Annotated in this window: 15 protein-coding genes and 1 pseudogene; 9 read left to right on the top strand and 7 right to left on the bottom strand. The window is 41.0% G+C overall.

All coding sequences use genetic code 11. The features are described from left to right. The first annotated feature begins 778 nt into the window (after positions 1-778). Complete coding sequence (locus tag CRI9333_RS00535) at positions 779-1,549, top strand: DUF1350 family protein (protein ID WP_015201253.1); 771 nt, start codon at positions 779-781, stop codon at positions 1,547-1,549. Between the two features lie 127 nt (positions 1,550-1,676). On the opposite strand, the gene CRI9333_RS00540 is transcribed toward CRI9333_RS00535, so the two are convergent. The 4 genes from CRI9333_RS00540 to CRI9333_RS00555 all read right to left on the bottom strand — a co-directional run bounded on the left by CRI9333_RS00540 (position 1,677) and on the right by CRI9333_RS00555 (position 3,985). Next, entirely contained in the window at positions 1,677-2,216 is a 540-nt protein-coding gene (locus tag CRI9333_RS00540) for a Dps family protein (protein ID WP_015201254.1), read from the bottom strand. Positions 2,217-2,384: 168 nt separating this feature from the next. Continuing rightward, a complete protein-coding gene (locus tag CRI9333_RS00545) occupies positions 2,385-3,032 on the bottom strand; it encodes a helix-turn-helix domain-containing protein (protein WP_015201255.1) in 648 nt (215 codons plus the stop codon). 35 nt (positions 3,033-3,067) lie between these two features. Next, positions 3,068-3,559, bottom strand: coding sequence for a Dps family protein (locus CRI9333_RS00550; RefSeq protein WP_015201256.1), 492 nt, complete (start codon positions 3,557-3,559; stop codon positions 3,068-3,070). A gap of 141 nt (positions 3,560-3,700) precedes the next feature. Then, complete coding sequence (locus tag CRI9333_RS00555) at positions 3,701-3,985, bottom strand: ParB N-terminal domain-containing protein (RefSeq protein ID WP_015201257.1); 285 nt, start codon at positions 3,983-3,985, stop codon at positions 3,701-3,703. Between the two features lie 234 nt (positions 3,986-4,219). On the opposite strand from CRI9333_RS00555, the gene CRI9333_RS00560 reads away from it, so the two are divergent. Further along, the gene (locus tag CRI9333_RS00560; RefSeq protein WP_015201258.1) at positions 4,220-5,869 is read left to right on the top strand and encodes a SpoIID/LytB domain-containing protein; all 1,650 of its coding nucleotides are present in this window, start codon (positions 4,220-4,222) and stop codon (positions 5,867-5,869) included. Between the two features lie 94 nt (positions 5,870-5,963). Here the strand turns inward: CRI9333_RS00560 and CRI9333_RS00565 are convergent, their stop codons facing one another. Then, positions 5,964-6,263 (bottom strand): ferredoxin, encoded by a 300-nt coding sequence (locus CRI9333_RS00565; RefSeq protein ID WP_015201259.1) that lies wholly within the window; start codon positions 6,261-6,263, stop codon positions 5,964-5,966. Between the two features lie 597 nt (positions 6,264-6,860). Here CRI9333_RS00565 and CRI9333_RS00570 point away from each other — a divergent pair. Further along, positions 6,861-7,856: a Gfo/Idh/MocA family protein gene (locus CRI9333_RS00570; protein ID WP_015201260.1), complete on the top strand. Its 996-nt coding sequence runs from the start codon at positions 6,861-6,863 to the stop codon at positions 7,854-7,856. A gap of 4 nt (positions 7,857-7,860) precedes the next feature. On the opposite strand, the gene CRI9333_RS00575 is transcribed toward CRI9333_RS00570, so the two are convergent. After that, positions 7,861-9,159, bottom strand: a complete 1,299-nt coding sequence (locus CRI9333_RS00575) for a pentapeptide repeat-containing protein (protein WP_015201261.1) — start codon at positions 9,157-9,159, stop codon at positions 7,861-7,863. 175 nt (positions 9,160-9,334) lie between these two features. Between CRI9333_RS00575 and CRI9333_RS00580 the strand changes: the two genes are divergently transcribed. The 6 genes and pseudogenes from CRI9333_RS00580 to CRI9333_RS00605 all read left to right on the top strand — a co-directional run bounded on the left by CRI9333_RS00580 (position 9,335) and on the right by CRI9333_RS00605 (position 13,816). After that, a complete protein-coding gene (locus tag CRI9333_RS00580; RefSeq protein WP_015201262.1) occupies positions 9,335-9,772 on the top strand; it encodes a hypothetical protein in 438 nt (145 codons plus the stop codon). A 3-nt stretch (positions 9,773-9,775) separates the two neighbouring features. After that, positions 9,776-9,928, top strand: a pseudogene (locus tag CRI9333_RS00585) (glycosyltransferase family 4 protein); the annotation flags it as partial. Between the two features lie 258 nt (positions 9,929-10,186). Further along, the gene (gmd, locus tag CRI9333_RS00590; protein ID WP_015201264.1) at positions 10,187-11,266 is read left to right on the top strand and encodes a GDP-mannose 4,6-dehydratase; all 1,080 of its coding nucleotides are present in this window, start codon (positions 10,187-10,189) and stop codon (positions 11,264-11,266) included. 94 nt (positions 11,267-11,360) lie between these two features. Next, positions 11,361-12,302, top strand: coding sequence for a GDP-L-fucose synthase family protein (locus CRI9333_RS00595; RefSeq protein ID WP_015201265.1), 942 nt, complete (start codon positions 11,361-11,363; stop codon positions 12,300-12,302). A 14-nt stretch (positions 12,303-12,316) separates the two neighbouring features. After that, positions 12,317-12,880 carry a 5-formyltetrahydrofolate cyclo-ligase gene (locus CRI9333_RS00600; RefSeq protein ID WP_015201266.1) on the top strand — a complete coding sequence of 188 codons (564 nt, stop codon included), beginning with the start codon at positions 12,317-12,319 and terminating at the stop codon, positions 12,878-12,880. Between the two features lie 78 nt (positions 12,881-12,958). Continuing rightward, entirely contained in the window at positions 12,959-13,816 is an 858-nt protein-coding gene (locus CRI9333_RS00605; RefSeq protein ID WP_015201267.1) for a carbohydrate ABC transporter permease, read from the top strand. 324 nt (positions 13,817-14,140) lie between these two features. Here CRI9333_RS00605 and CRI9333_RS00610 read toward each other — a convergent pair whose 3' ends face one another. After that, positions 14,141-15,073: an ADP-ribosylglycohydrolase family protein gene (locus CRI9333_RS00610; protein WP_015201268.1), complete on the bottom strand. Its 933-nt coding sequence runs from the start codon at positions 15,071-15,073 to the stop codon at positions 14,141-14,143. Positions 15,074-15,101: the final 28 nt, after the last annotated feature.

The following is a 15,101-nucleotide window of genomic DNA, read 5'->3' on the forward strand; positions in this document are numbered from 1 at the left end:
GTTTTCCCAGTCACCAGTCACCAGTCCTAGTGATTGCAAGTAACGTTTAATTGTAACCAAATACTTACTTAATAGTTAGCGATCGCCCGAAAATTGAAAAGCCCCTGAGCGTCTGTCCGTGTTTCGACTTCAAGGGCTTTTCGATTGCAATTCTCACTCCTCACAGTTCCATAGTCCCCTAATTGCCTAAGAAATCTATCAGCCTTATGACAGATGTTAAAGTGTCTCATTCATCACCATTAATAATGCGTTCTATGCTTAAAACAAATGTATCGTCATATACCCATAATAGAATGACCTCCAAAGTATAATTGAAGGTCAAAAAATAAAGGTTAAATATAATAATTTTTTGGCTTATTAGTGGTCTTTGCTATGGTTTATAATATATAATTAATACTACTCCGTTGCTGTCTATCCTGAGTGTAAATAAGGCTAATTAATAAGGTAGATTCTTAGCAGGAGCTAGGAGTAAAGTTTTAGTTTAATTAGACATCACGCAGCTAAACGATGTAGGTATTTCCACTAATCCGCATTTGTGTAATCCGGCTATATATCCTTAATTCCTCCGTAGCCTCAATTATCTAATCAAGACTATGCTGGAAACAGGGGCTTTTTTAAGTTCAATATATTTTTAGGTTAATTTTGGGTTAGTTATATCCCGAATAATTACTTTTTATCAATCCCATCCAGATAACACACCCGTAGCGGTTGGCTGTATCCTCTTGCTTTAATGAAAGCTTACAATGGGTTAGAGAGCGATCGCACAAGGTATTGTTCAATGGAATGGCAGGAAGTTAACGGTAATTGGGTATACATTCCCCAATATCACACAGGGATAGTACATTTTCTTGGCGGTGCGTTTGTCGCCACAGCACCCCACGTCACATATCGGCTATTACTAGAAGACTTAGCCAGTAAAAACTATGCGATTATTGCCACACCATTTGTCAATACATTCGATCATACTGCGATCGCAAAATCCGTTCACCAGAGTTTTGATCGCACAATAGAACAATTACGAGCAAAATCCCTGCTACGCCGTCGTTACCTCCCCATTTATGGAGTAGGACATAGCATGGGTTGTAAACTGCATTTGCTCATCGGTAGCCTGTTTCCAGTAGAAAGGGCAGGTAATATTCTAATTTCCTTCAATAATTTTGCTGCCCGTGATGCAGTTCCTTTAGTAGAACAATTTTCTGGCGCTTTTACAGTCGAGTTTACGCCTTCGCCATTAGAAACAATCTCCCTAATTTCTCAACGCTACCAAGTTAAACGCAATTTAATTATCAAATTTAATAACGATAACCTCGATCAATCCCTCGCATTAAGAGAAACATTAGATAAACGCTTTCCAGGGATGATTACAAGTCAAATTCTTAAAGGTAGCCACGTTACACCATTAGGGCAAGATTTCAAATGGCAAGTTAGCTCAGTATATACGCCATTTGATGCCCTTGGTCAGTGGATGAAGCAAGAAGTTTATCGGGACTTGCATCAATTAAAACAAGAAATGCTACGCTGGCTCAATCCTTTAGCAATTAACAATTAACAATTATCTTTGCTACTGAATCCAAAACCCCTCCCCGTGAACGGGGAGGGGCTGTGGGTGGGGTCAACATTGCTAAACCCAAAAAAGGTAGGAAAATCCCTACCTTTTTTATCGTTATTATCAAAAATTACTTCATTTCAACAGGAACTTTGACATCTGCGGATAGCTTACCGTCTGGTGAAATTGCATCACCTTCAATAAAGGAACGCAACATCCAAGCCATTTCTTCATGCTGTTCCATCAACCCAGTCAAGAAATCAGCAGTACCTTGATCGTGGAATTTGTCACCACATTGGTCGATATGACCGCGCAAATTGCGGATCACCTGTTCATGGTCAATCACTAAGTTTTCTACCATACCATAGGCATTAGGCAGAGTTCCCGCAGCTTCTTTGATAGAAGCATATTTCAAGAAACCTTCTGCTGTACCAACTGGATAGCCACCCAAAGTGCGAACCCGTTCGGCTATTTTATCAATGCTGATCGTTAGCGCGTTATAGTGTTCTTCCCACAGTGTATGCAGTGAACGGAACTGTGGCCCAACAACGTCCCAGTGGTACTTTTTGGTCTTAATCAATAGCAGGTAAGCGTCGGATAAATCGTGATTCAACAATTCGATCACGCCTTCGCGTTGTTCTTCAGATAAACCAATATTTAACTTAGGCATTTTATGTTCTCCAGTATTTGGCGCTAACTATAGTGCAACAAATCTACACATAGACTTCATCAGTCAAATGGGAGAAACCCAACTTAATTATTCCTAAAGAGAGAATAAGTGCTTATGGGTCATTGGTCATTGGTCAAGTTAGGAGAGAGGAGAGAAAGGGGAAAATTGTTAATTTTTAATTGTTAAGGGGCTAACTTTTGCACGAAAGAGAAGTTTCTCTGCTTGTCGATAACCTGTGTAACGCACCCTTACCTGCTCTCCTGGTTGGGCGCTTCCTTCCATTAATTGATGGTACTGCGGGTTATAAGGTATTTCTTCGCCTACAAATGCGATCGCTTCTACTCCCCATTGTTGCACCAACTGCTCAACTGGTCGCACTAACGGCAATAACCTCACTGCTGGTAACTGCGGGTTTTCCTTAGCCGCATTAGCAGCAGTTGGCCACTGTAGCAACCAAGATTCCAAAACCTGCAAACTTGTCTGCTGAAATTCCTGCATCAAAGACTCGCGTTGCTGTCTTAGTTGCTCTTGCAGGCGTTCGTATTCCTGTTTCCAAGCAGCTTGGGCATCTGTCTCCTCAGCTATTTCTACCTGGCTAAAAGTTTTCAGTAACTCAGTTACAGACACTTGCAGCAAAGAACTAATCTTCACCAGAGTTTCTACCCGCATCTGCGAAACTTCCCCCAGTCGCAAATGCTTTAACTGTCGTTTGGAAACGCCAGTTTGTTTACTTAGCTCATTAAAACTAGAAATACCCACCTGCTGCATTAGTTGCTGCAACTGATGGGTCAAATCTCTATCGACAGACTGATTCATTGTCAAAAGAAAACCGCATTTTTTCAAAGAGGATGTTAATCTTCTAACAAACTTCTTAACATCCAAGCGGTCTTCTCATGCACTTGCATCCGTTGCGTTAATAAATCTGCGGTCGGTTCGTCATTTACCTGTTCAACTACTGGAAAAATTGACCGCGCAGTTCTGGTAACAGCTTCTTGACCTTCCACTAACAGACGAATCATATCGTGTGCTTTGGGAACGCCAGGGGTTTCTGGAATTGAGCTTAATTGAGCAAACTCGCTGTAAGTCCCAGGTGCTGGAAATCCCAACGCGCGAATACGTTCAGCAATCAAATCAACTGCTAAAGCTAGTTCGTTATATTGTGCTTCAAACATTAAATGTAATGTCTGAAACATTGGCCCTGTTACGTTCCAGTGAAAATTATGGGTTTTTAGGTAAAGAGTATAAGTATCGGCTAACAAGCGAGAAAGCCCTTCCGCAATATCTTTACGAGCGTTCTCGTCAATGCCAATATTAACTTTCATCGTTCTATCTGAAGTTTGCATAAACTGCTCCTTATGTACAAAAAACTTTCAAAATGCTGATATCAAGCTCAAAAAATGCCCGTACAGATGTATTTTAAGCCTTGCTGTCTGGTATAGCGCCAAATTTCAGGATTTTAACCTGTCAATTTTAGCAATTAGCCATTAAGCTAAATGCCTCTGTAAAACTGAGCGGGGAGCCTTGCGGACGTTACAAAGAATTGTTTCTTTACCCAATCGCTGACAAGCTTCATAACGGTGACAACCTGAAAACCCGTAGTATTGACCATCTACTTCCAGCACGTCAATAGGTTCTTGCTGCCCAATTTGTTGAATCGACTCCATTAAAGCTGCTACTTTAGCAGGGTCGTTTTGTCGCGGCAAGGGACGGCGAATTTGGTTTATGGGAATCTCCTTTACCAAGCTTTTCACACGAACTGTTGCTCCCATGAAGTCTTACTTATTTAAATCATAGTCGTTATGACTTTATTCTACAACTAATTTCACATCTACCTAAAAAATTCTGAGCAATGTGGCAAATTATTCCAGTTGGTCGATCACAATATATATATATAAAGTAACAATTGAGATAAAAGTAGAAACTTAGATACCAAGGTTGATCCCGACTAAAAACTGTTCTATTCTTGGCGTATTTATCAAGCAACAAGGTGTGTCTTGAGGAAAATGTTGATTATTCAAGCTGAAACCGGGAAAAAATTGAGCCACTTATCCCGTAATGTCTTGATGGCATTTTGTCTATTTGGACTCACCGGAGCATCAGGACCGATCGCCAGAATTCCAGAAGTGGAATTAAAAGTTGGCATTGTACAACGATTTGGTGAGGAACCGAATCAGGAGTTAACCTTAGAAGCGACCAAAGGCGATCGCCTTACTCTGCACTTCCTAGCTGGTAATATGCAGCCGCAAACCCTGGAGGTTCAGAAAGTTAAGCTAGAAGCAGTGACGCAAGCACTAAGCGTACCAGGCGTAGACGAGCGGCTTGTCTTGGGTAATTACCGGAGTTTTGAAACTGCGGAAGACAGTGCTAATAAATGGCTGGCTAAAGGTATTGCTGTGGAAATAGCACAACCTGAACGTTGGCACGTTTGGGCTAAAAGGAGTGTATATAACACACCTTTACTGCGACGCTTGCTGTTAGAAAATTTAAAACAACAAGGTCAGAAAACAGCTTATTTAGATACAAACATCTTACCGAAACAAACACAAGTCTCTTGGGTTGTCAATGGTTTGCGCTACAACCGCAAAAATTTAGAAATAACTTCAGGAAAAGATTTAATTAACGTTAAAAAAGGCAAGGATGACAAATTTGGTCGGATATATGGCGGAAGTTTACGAATAAAACCCAACTCTTATGGTACATACACCTTAATTAATGAAGTGCCATTAGAGACATATTTGCGAGGTGTAGTGCCTCACGAAATTGACTATAATGCGCCATACGGAGCTATGGAAGCGCAAGCGATCATTGCTAGAACCTACGCCCTCAAGAACTTGCGTAGATTTGCTATTGATGGCTATCAAATTTGTGCCGATACTCAGTGCCAGGTTTATAAAGGGTTGACTGGAACCAGTGCAAGCTCAGATAAAGCGATCGCAGCTACCAAAAGTCAAGTCTTAACCTACGATAATCAGATTGTTGATGCTCTGTATTCGTCTACCAGTGGTGGAGTGACTGCACAATTTGATGATGTGTGGAACGGTGCCAAGCGTCCATATCTCAAACCTATAATTGATTCCACTCAAAATATTTGGGATTTGTCCCGTAAACCTTTGGCAAATGAGGAAAACTTGCGCCAATTTCTGAGCTTAAAGCAGGGGTTTAACGAAAAGGGTTGGAACACCTTCCGTTGGCGCAGAACAAGCACGCTCACCGATATCACTAAAGGTTTACAACGCTATCTCAAGAGAACTAAAAATCCCCTTGCCAATTTTGAAAAAATTAATCAAATATCGGTAGTAGAGCGATCGCCTGCTGGAAGAATCCTCAAACTTCAGGTAAAAACAGATAAAGGTGTTGTTGAACTATATAAAGATGATGTCCGCAGTGCCTTCCTCCCACCCAGCAGCACCTTATTTTATCTAGAACCCGTTTATAACACAGATAAAACCCTCAAAGGATATACTTTTGTTGGGGGTGGGTTAGGGCATGGAGTAGGGCTTAGTCAAACAGGCGCTTATGCTTTAGCCAAAAAAGGTTGGGCAGGAGAGGAAATCGTGAATTTTTACTATCCTGGAACCCAAATTCAAGCAATCAACAATAAAATTTTCAATTTCCAGGGGCAGGCTAATTCTACAACTACTTCCAAAAAGTAAGAAAAGATCTAAGAGTTACGCTCATAAAGCAAAAAAATTAAAGCAGGAACACTAAAGTTTTGTGTCCCTGCTATAGCTTTTAAAGCTTTTGACCTTAGTAGAGTTCTTCTTCTTGGTGGGTAGTGATTGTACAATCCGAGGCGGGATAAGCTACGCAGGTAAGAACGTAACCAGCTTCGATCTGATCGTCATCAAGGAAAGATTGATCGGATTGGTCAATTTTACCATCTGTGATCTTGCCAGCACAGGTAGAGCAAGCGCCAGCGCGACAAGAATATGGTAAGTCAATACCTTGCTCTTCAGCCGCGTCAAGAATATATGTATCGTCGTCAACCTCAATCGTGGTGTTGAGCTTCTCAGTTTCGTTAATTAACGTGACTTTGTAAGTTGCCATCCAGTAGTCCTCTCTATTAAATCGAAACGGCAGTTTGAAAATTCCCACTTCTTGTGGGTTCTTAACCTAGAAATGCCTCTCTTCACAAGCACCACAAGTGTGCAAGTTGCTTGCTTGAGCTTAGAACATTAATTTCCTGAAGTCCCTGGTTTGAGGTTTAAGATGACCTCGCACAAGTTACCCACAGAGGCAATTTTAGCTCTACAAGCGTCACTTGATCCGTGACTTACGGTTTTAGTGGAAACAGAGCTAACAAATCTGACCAACAGCCCTGTGATGATTGACAGGTTTGATGGTGAGGTATTAACCTATTAAGTCACCAACTCTATTCCTGATAGAGCTAGTGGGCTTTTAGGTTTTGCTCTCTATCTGATACTACGGGAAAATTTAAAACTTGTAACGCTTAATTGACATTAAGTTGAACGGTATTCGTAATAATATTTTCGCTCTTTCATCTTGATTACTTATATTTAAACAATTTTGGCAAGCTTAGATACCTATACTGCTGAAGAATTTTTGCCATAATTTAACATTCTGCCTGATTAATATCGAACTGCATTATGATTAGTTATCGTTTTAATTAGTCACAACTATATAATGTCAAATTTTACTATTTTAGGGGATAATTCTATCCCTTTAAAAGTGGGAATGGTGGGTACTGGATATGCGGCTAAGTTAAGAGCAGAAACTTTGCAATCAGATCCGCGATCGCATTTGATGGCTGTTGCAGGTCATACACCAGCTAAAACCGAGGAATTTTCTCAAACATACCAGGCCAGAGCAATGAGATCCTGGGAGGAGTTGGTGGAACTGCCAGAACTAGATTTAGTGATTGTTGCCACGATCAACCGCGATCATAGTGCGATCGCCCGTGCTGCCTTAGAAGCTGACAAGCACGTAATTGTCGAATATCCCCTCGCCCTAAATGTCACAGAAGCAGAAGAACTTATATCTTTAGCTAAAGCTAGAGGCAAACTTTTACATATAGAACATATAGAACTACTCGGTGGCTTACACCAAGCACTCAAGCAATCATTACCTACCATTGGCGAACCTTTTTATGCTCGCTACAGTACCATCGCGCCTCAGCATCCTGCTCCCCGCAAGTGGACTTACCACCCCGATTTGTTTGGTTTTCCCTTCATGGGCGCACTTTCCAGGCTACACCGATTTACAGATTTGTTTGGTACAGTTGCGACTGTTAGTTGTCAAGCTAGATTTTGGGGTAGTGAATCATTTTACACAGCCTGTATCTGTACAGCACAGTTACGCTTCAACAATGGTTTAATGGCTGAAGTTATTTATGGTAAAGGCGAAAACCTTTGGCAGGAGTCACGAACCTTTGAAGTTCATGGTGAGCAAGGGGGATTAATTTTTAATGGTGATCAAGGAACTTTGGTGCAGCCAGAAGGAAGTACACCAATAGCAGTCGGTAGCCGCCGAGGATTATTTGCTAAGGAAACCACAATGGTATTAGATTACTTAACCGAAGGGAAACCTCTGTATGTAACAGCAGATGCTAGCGTGTATACCCTGAAAGTTGCTGATGCTGCACGTCGCTCTGCGGAAACAGGTAAAACGATCAAAGTTTAATTGGTCATCGGTCATTGGTCATTGTTAATTGATTAGTAATGCCTTCGCAGCCACCTGGAATTGTGGCTCTAGTTTTTTCGCCACCCCACGCACAACAATATCGTCGGTGTTCCTCTGACATTCCCTCAACGCCTGTAAAGTCAGCATTTTCAACTACTGCGCCAGTAAATTCCCCTGTTTTGTAGTTGGGAGGCTCAGTGCGACTGCGGGGACTAGCAGTTTCTACTGAACCGTAGAATAGGCGCACACGCTGAAAATCAGCACCGACAAGTTTAGCTTCATATAAAATAGTGCGGGATAGGTTAGCTTTTACTAAATCGCAGCCACTAAGATTAGCGTTGACTAGATTAGCTTCACTCAAATCTGTCCAGCGTAAATCAGTGTTAGCTAGATCTGCTCCAGCTAACATGACACCTAAATCTATTACGCGGACACCATAAACTCGGTCTTCGGCATAACCGCCATCGCCGTTAAGAATGGGGCGACCTAAACGGCGATCACGCTTTAATGGAGTTAATAATTTTGATTGGGATAAAAATCGCAGCACTTTAGCTTTACCGCCAGCATCTACACTGCTCAACAATGCCGCCGTGCGACCTTCTGCGAAAGCTTGCTCTTGCGGCCAATCTTCCAAAAAGCCTTGATCGTCTAATGCTAAATCTGATATCCCTTGGAAGTAAGTATCAATTGTCTGCTGTTGGGTAAGAACATTTTGTTGATTGGTGAGACGATTTTGCTCAATTGTTAAGTCACGAGAAATCACATATTGTTGCCAAGCAATATAGACAGCGAGGATAGCAATAAAAATTTGTCCGACAGCACCAGTCCATTCTGCGAGTGATCCCACCGCATCCCAGTGGATCTGTTGACTCCAAATGCCCAGACGTTCGTAAAAACCAATGAACTTTAGTAAACTAGCAATTGCTAAAGTGGCGGTTATTATAGCGAATAGTTGCGATCGCTGTTCTTTGAAGATTAACTGATCTAGTAAGGCTTGGAAGCTAGGTGAAAGTATCCGTAGGGAAAACACCAGGGCAATAATTGTGGCTGGTATGCCAATCCATCCATTATTAATAGCTAAAGCTAATACCATCAATGCGATTGCACTCAAAGTAATCCAGAAAGCAGAATTTGGCGGTTGAGGATAGGCATAATTATTGCCCCCAGCCATCTTGGTGCTTGAGTAGCGATACACTTGTGGCTGGTTGCTGACAGCCTGAGCTAAGGCAGAATGATTTGCACCTGTACCGTTAGGGCTATCAGGCGGGGAATTAGTTTCGTTCGTGTCAGGCTGAGTAGTCATAATTTTCCAGAAACAGCAGGCTCTCTTTCCACCTCGAACAAATGCGATCTGCGCTTCGCGATCGCGCAACGTCTAGCTTAACAAGCTATAGATGGCTAACAAAATAAGTTATTGTAGCCAACATCAAATATGCTATTAAAACCATTGATTGCACAAACTGTTAAGGATTGCCTCAATGCCTTTGCCGCGCCAGTATCCAGTTTTTTTGACGACAACTATCAGCATCACTTTATTAATTGTCAGTTGTAGCGATAGTAAAGTGAACCAGTGTCAAAAGATCACCAACGTAACTAACAAAGCAGCTAGTGAAGCAAAAGCCTTCGCTGGTGGAGGCAAAGCCAAAAATCCCGATGCTATGCTACTAGCTGCTGATACAATGGACAAAGCAGCAAAAGAAATGGCAGCAATCAACGTCAGTGACAGCAAGCTAAAAGAGTATAAAACTGGTTTTATTAAAATGTATCGAGATACCAGCAAAAGTACTCGTGAATTTGCAGCAGCTTTAAGGAAAAAAGAACGCCCAGCAGTTGAATCTACGCTTCAAAACTTAAAACAAGCGATCGCACCAGAGCCAAGTTTACTAAATGGACTCAAGACTTATTGCCAAGGCTAAAAAATGAAATACGCTTTAGTCCGTGAATGGTTGACATCTAATGCTACTGGCGGTTCAGAACTGGTTGTGCAAGAAATCTTAAAGCATATTGACGCAGATCTTTATGCTCTGATTGATTTTGAATCAACTAATCGGGAAAGCTATGTATATATCCGCAATTTTTGGCTAGATATCTGGATAATTTTGAAAATAGTTGGGGTAGTGATTGCCCCTAAAAATAATGGCGCGTACTAAAGTAGAGAAAAATCTCTAGAAATATTTTCCAGGGGTAGTTGATAATGCCCAAGGTTATCTAACAAGTTTTCGGCTAGATTAGGGAATGATTAACTATCTCTCTCTATTTGGGTTATAGCTACTCTTTTCTTAAGTGAAAAGCTACTGCAATAGTATAAATTGTGGATAGGAAGATTGGAAATGTCAGAACGCAAAATAGCACTAATTACAGGTATTACTGGTCAAGATGGCTCGTATTTAAGTGAGTTGTTGCTGGATAAAGGCTATGAAGTTCACGGCATTATCCGGCGGACTTCTACGTTTAATACTGATCGCATCGATCACATTTATGTTGACCCACACAACGAGCAAGCTAGGTTATTTCTCCATTATGGTGATTTAACTGATGGCACTACTCTACGCCGAATTTTGGAGGAAGTTAAACCAGTAGAAATTTATAATTTAGGCGCTCAATCCCATGTCAAGGTGAGTTTTGACTCTCCAGAATACACTGTTGATAGCGTTGGGATGGGAACTTTACGCTTGTTAGAAGCAATTCGAGATTATCAGCACCGTACAGGGATTCAGGTACGATTCTACCAAGCTGGTTCTTCTGAAATGTTTGGCAAGGTGCAGGAAGTACCGCAGAAGGAAACTACACCTTTTTATCCGCGTAGTCCTTATGCTTGCGCTAAAGTTTACGCTCACTGGCAAACAGTAAATTATAGAGAATCTTACGGGTTATTTGCCTGCAACGGGATATTATTTAACCACGAATCACCGCGTAGAGGTGAGACGTTTGTTACGCGAAAAATTACTAGAGCGATCGCTCGTATTATTGCTGGGAAACAAAAAAATACCTTTTTGGGTAATCTTGATGCCAAGCGAGATTGGGGTTACGCTAAAGACTATGTGAAAGCTATGTGGCTGATGCTACAACAAGATCAGCCAGATGATTATGTTGTTGCTACGGGTGAAACTCATTCTGTAGGCGAGTTTCTTAACCTGGCTTTTGGTTATGTGAATCTCGATTGGCATAAATATGTCGAATTTGACGGGCGCTATCTACGACCAGCCGAAGTGGATTTACTCATTGGAGATGCCACTAAGACAAAACAGAAATTAGGTTGGCAACCCTCTGTAACATTTCCAGAATTAGTTGCTTTGATGGTAGAAGCAGATTTGCAAGCATTAGGCTTAACTTCTCCTAATAACAATAGTTCTAATTCGTTTCCAGATATTGCCACAATCCGCCAGAATGTCGGCGAAATGCACGATTGAATAGTTGTAATTGGTCGAGAATGAGTGATTAATTTTAATTAGCTCATTACGGTTTGAAGATGCTCCTAAAATCTAGGCAAGAAAGAGAAGCACAATGGCAACTGTGGATTTGAGTAACAAACGCATTGTAGTTACAGGTGGAGCGGGATTTTTAGGACGCAAGGTACTAGCTCAGTTAGCCTCTGCTGGTGCTAACCCTGAGAAGATTACAGTAACGCGATCGCATGATTGTGACCTCCGCATCCTAGAAAATTGTCAAAGGGCGGTTGATCAACAAGACATCATCATTCACTTAGCGGCGCACGTTGGCGGTATTGGTTTAAATCAAGCCAAACCAGCCGAACTGTTTTATGACAATTTGATGATGGGTACTCAATTAATTCATGCTGCTTATCAAGCAGGTGTGGAAAAGTTTGTTTGTGTTGGCACTATTTGTGCTTATCCTAAATTCACACCAGTACCTTTCAAAGAGGATGACTTATGGAATGGTTATCCTGAAGAAACTAATGCTCCTTATGGCGTTGCTAAGAAAGCTTTATTAGTCCAACTTCAGTCTTATCGTCAGCAGTATGGATTTAATGGCATTTACTTGTTGCCAGTAAATTTGTATGGTCCTGAAGATAACTTTGACCCCAAGAGTTCCCATGTCATCCCAGCCTTAATTCATAAGGTGCATGAAGCGCAGCAAAGGGGAGACAAGCATTTGCCTGTGTGGGGAGATGGTAGCCCTAGCAGAGAGTTCCTTTATGTAGATGATGCGGCACTCGGCGTTGTGGTGGCTACTCAGGATTATGATGGTGCTGAACCAGTAAACTTGGGAACTAATTATGAAATTACCATCCGCGATTTAGTGGAATTAATTTGTGAATTAATGGGCTTTCAAGGGGAAATTATTTGGGAAATTGATAAACCCAATGGTCAACCTCGGCGTTGTTTAGATACCGAACGGGCAAAGCAGGAATTTGGATTTACTGCCCAGGTAGAATTAAAACAAGGGCTAAAAAATACAATTGATTGGTATCGCCATAATCAATAATTGTTCATTGATTAATGAAAAATCAACAAAGTAAAGTAGAACTCCGCAGAGAGTTATTAAGGTTGCGGCAGTCTTTACCTAAAAATGTTTGGCTGGAAAAAAGCGATCGCATCTGTACTCTCATCCAATCTTCACCGCTATATGAAGAAGCGCGGACGATTTTAGCTTATACGAGCTTTCGTCAAGAACCTGACCTTAGCTCGTTATTTACAGGCGATCGCATTTGGGGATTACCTAGATGTGTTGGTAAATCTCTCATTTGGCATAGCTGGCAACCCTCTGAACCCCTGACAACGGGAGCTTATGGCATTTTTGAGCCTCAAGCTGATGCACCGAGATTGCAGCCAGATGAGGTAGATTTAATCTTAGTTCCGGCTGTTGCGTGCGATCGCTCATGTTATAGATTAGGTTACGGTGGTGGTTATTACGATCGCTTACTTAGTTCACCTGAATGGGCATCCAAGCCAACAATAGGTATAGTATTTGAATTTGCTTGTTTACCACAGTTACCTATTGAACCTTGGGATAAACAATTAAATGGTATTTGTACAGAAACAAATTTAACAGTGAACAGTTAGCCTCACTTTTCCCCCTTTTCTTACTCCTCTCCCCTCTCCGCTCTCTCCTCCCTCCTTTCCCCTCCCTCTCTTCACAAAATGAAAGCCGAATTAACGAATAAACTTAAAACTCGCAAATCCCAATTAAAAACTTTTTGGACGTATGTGGCATTAAGTGCGATCGCACTTTGGATGCTATTTCCCTTATTTTGGTTAATTAGTACCTCTTTTAAATCACCAACTGAAAATATCTTTCAGTTTCCACCCCAATTATTCCCAAATCAGCCAACTTTTCAAAATTATATCACCGTTTGGCAAAGTAATCCATTTGGTCAATACCTATTTAATAGTATCTTAATCGCCTTATTAACAGTTGGATTAAATTTATTGTTTTGCTCACTTGCTGCTTATCCACTAGCAAGATTGGACTTTAAAGGCAAAGATGCTATTTTTGCCCTCGTTGTCTCTACGATCATGATTCCATTCCAGATCGTAATGATTCCTTTATATATTTTGACCGTACAACTAGGATTAAGAAATAGCTATTTAGGGATTATTTTGCCCAGCATAGCCTCAGCTTTTGGTATTTTTTTATTACGCCAAGCATTTCAAGGCGTGCCCAAAGAATTAGAAGAAGCTGCCCGTATGGATGGATGTTCTGAATTAGGTATCTGGTGGTATGTCATGTTACCAGCAATTCGTCCAGCTTTAGTAACACTAGCAATTTTTGTATTTATCGGATCGTGGAGTGATTTCTTATGGCCATTAATTGTAATTGACCGACCAGAATATTACACCCTTCCTGTAGGTGTTGCTACCTTAGCTGAGGCATTTTCTCTAGATTGGCGCTTAATTGCTGCTGGTTCAGTTATTTCTATTGCCCCGGTAGTGATATTTTTCCTAATAATGCAACGCTATATTGTGCCGACTGAAGTTGGGAGTGGTGTAAAAGGGTAACTTATGAACAGAGTAGAGTCTATTATGTAGCCTTTACAAATTACTTTTTATGAATTGCCTCCTTCCCACTAAAAGATTACCGATCATATTCTTCTTCTTCCTTAGCGTCCTTGGTGTCTTGGCGGTTTTTAAAATAGGTATTCTTTGGGCAGGAAGGGAGTAATCCTGAATCTACTAATTGATTATCCTGCCATCTAGCACGGAAAATTTTACTAACTAATTATTTTTCGTTTTCATTAGACCGATGAGCAAAAATCAGTCATTACATCTGCGTTTATCTGCGGTTAATTATCTAAACTGTAAAAAAAGCCTCTATCATCAAAATCAATATCCCCCTAAACGTGGCTGAATAACGCGAGGTGCGGCTATAGCAACTTGATCAGAGTCATAAGTTGTTGAAGTATCATAAACACCAGACCAAACGGCTAGTAAACGTTCTGCTAGTTGTATAACTTCTAGTTTATTATTGCGATCGCAAGCAATACGCCATCCTAAAGGTATGCCTAGCAAACTGTTATAAGCGCCGGATAATGCCCCAGTTAAAGCAGCCGTAGTCTGCGGGTGATAATTAGTTCGTAAAGCACGCAGTAGCGATAGGCGAAAATCTTGAGGAGTACTTAAAAAGCAGTAAAAGGCTAGTGCAATTGGAGTAGTACTATGGTTACTATTTCGACATAGTTGATTAACAACTTTTTCTAACCCAGCGCCGTGTGTAAGTTCGGTTTGAACTATTGATAACTGCTGTGTAAAAGGTGTTTGAACATCATCTAAGTATGTCAAAATCTGGGGAATTAAGCTCAGGGGGTGAAGTTTTTCGGTTAAAGCTTGTGCGATCGCATAACCCACAGCTAACACACCTAATGAATTACCACAATCTGGCATCAAAGTTGATGCCGCAATTGTTAATTTTTGTTGCAACGTTACTTCATGTTCGTGAAAAAATAATCCTACTGGCAGTGTAGCAATAGCAGCCTCACTACAGCTAACAGACATATTTTCAGGCAGCAGATAATAATTATGTCTAACTAAATCTTTTAAATCCAGTCTGCCACAGCGAATCAAACTTTGGGCGCAACTAACAGCAATATCATTCCAAGGTAACTGGAGATTTATTTCTATATTAGTGGCAATTTCTTCACTTAGTCTAACAGGTGACAATTCTAAGCGATTTTGATCTTGACCTTGGGAACCTTTCATTTCTCCCAGTACAGATCCTAATAATGCACCTCGAAACCGATTTAATAATGAATATTGCACAATAATCAATTAACACTTAACAATGACC

The sequence above is a fragment of the Crinalium epipsammum PCC 9333 genome, from assembly GCF_000317495.1.
GTDB lineage: Bacteria > Cyanobacteriota > Cyanobacteriia > Cyanobacteriales > PCC-9333 > Crinalium > Crinalium epipsammum.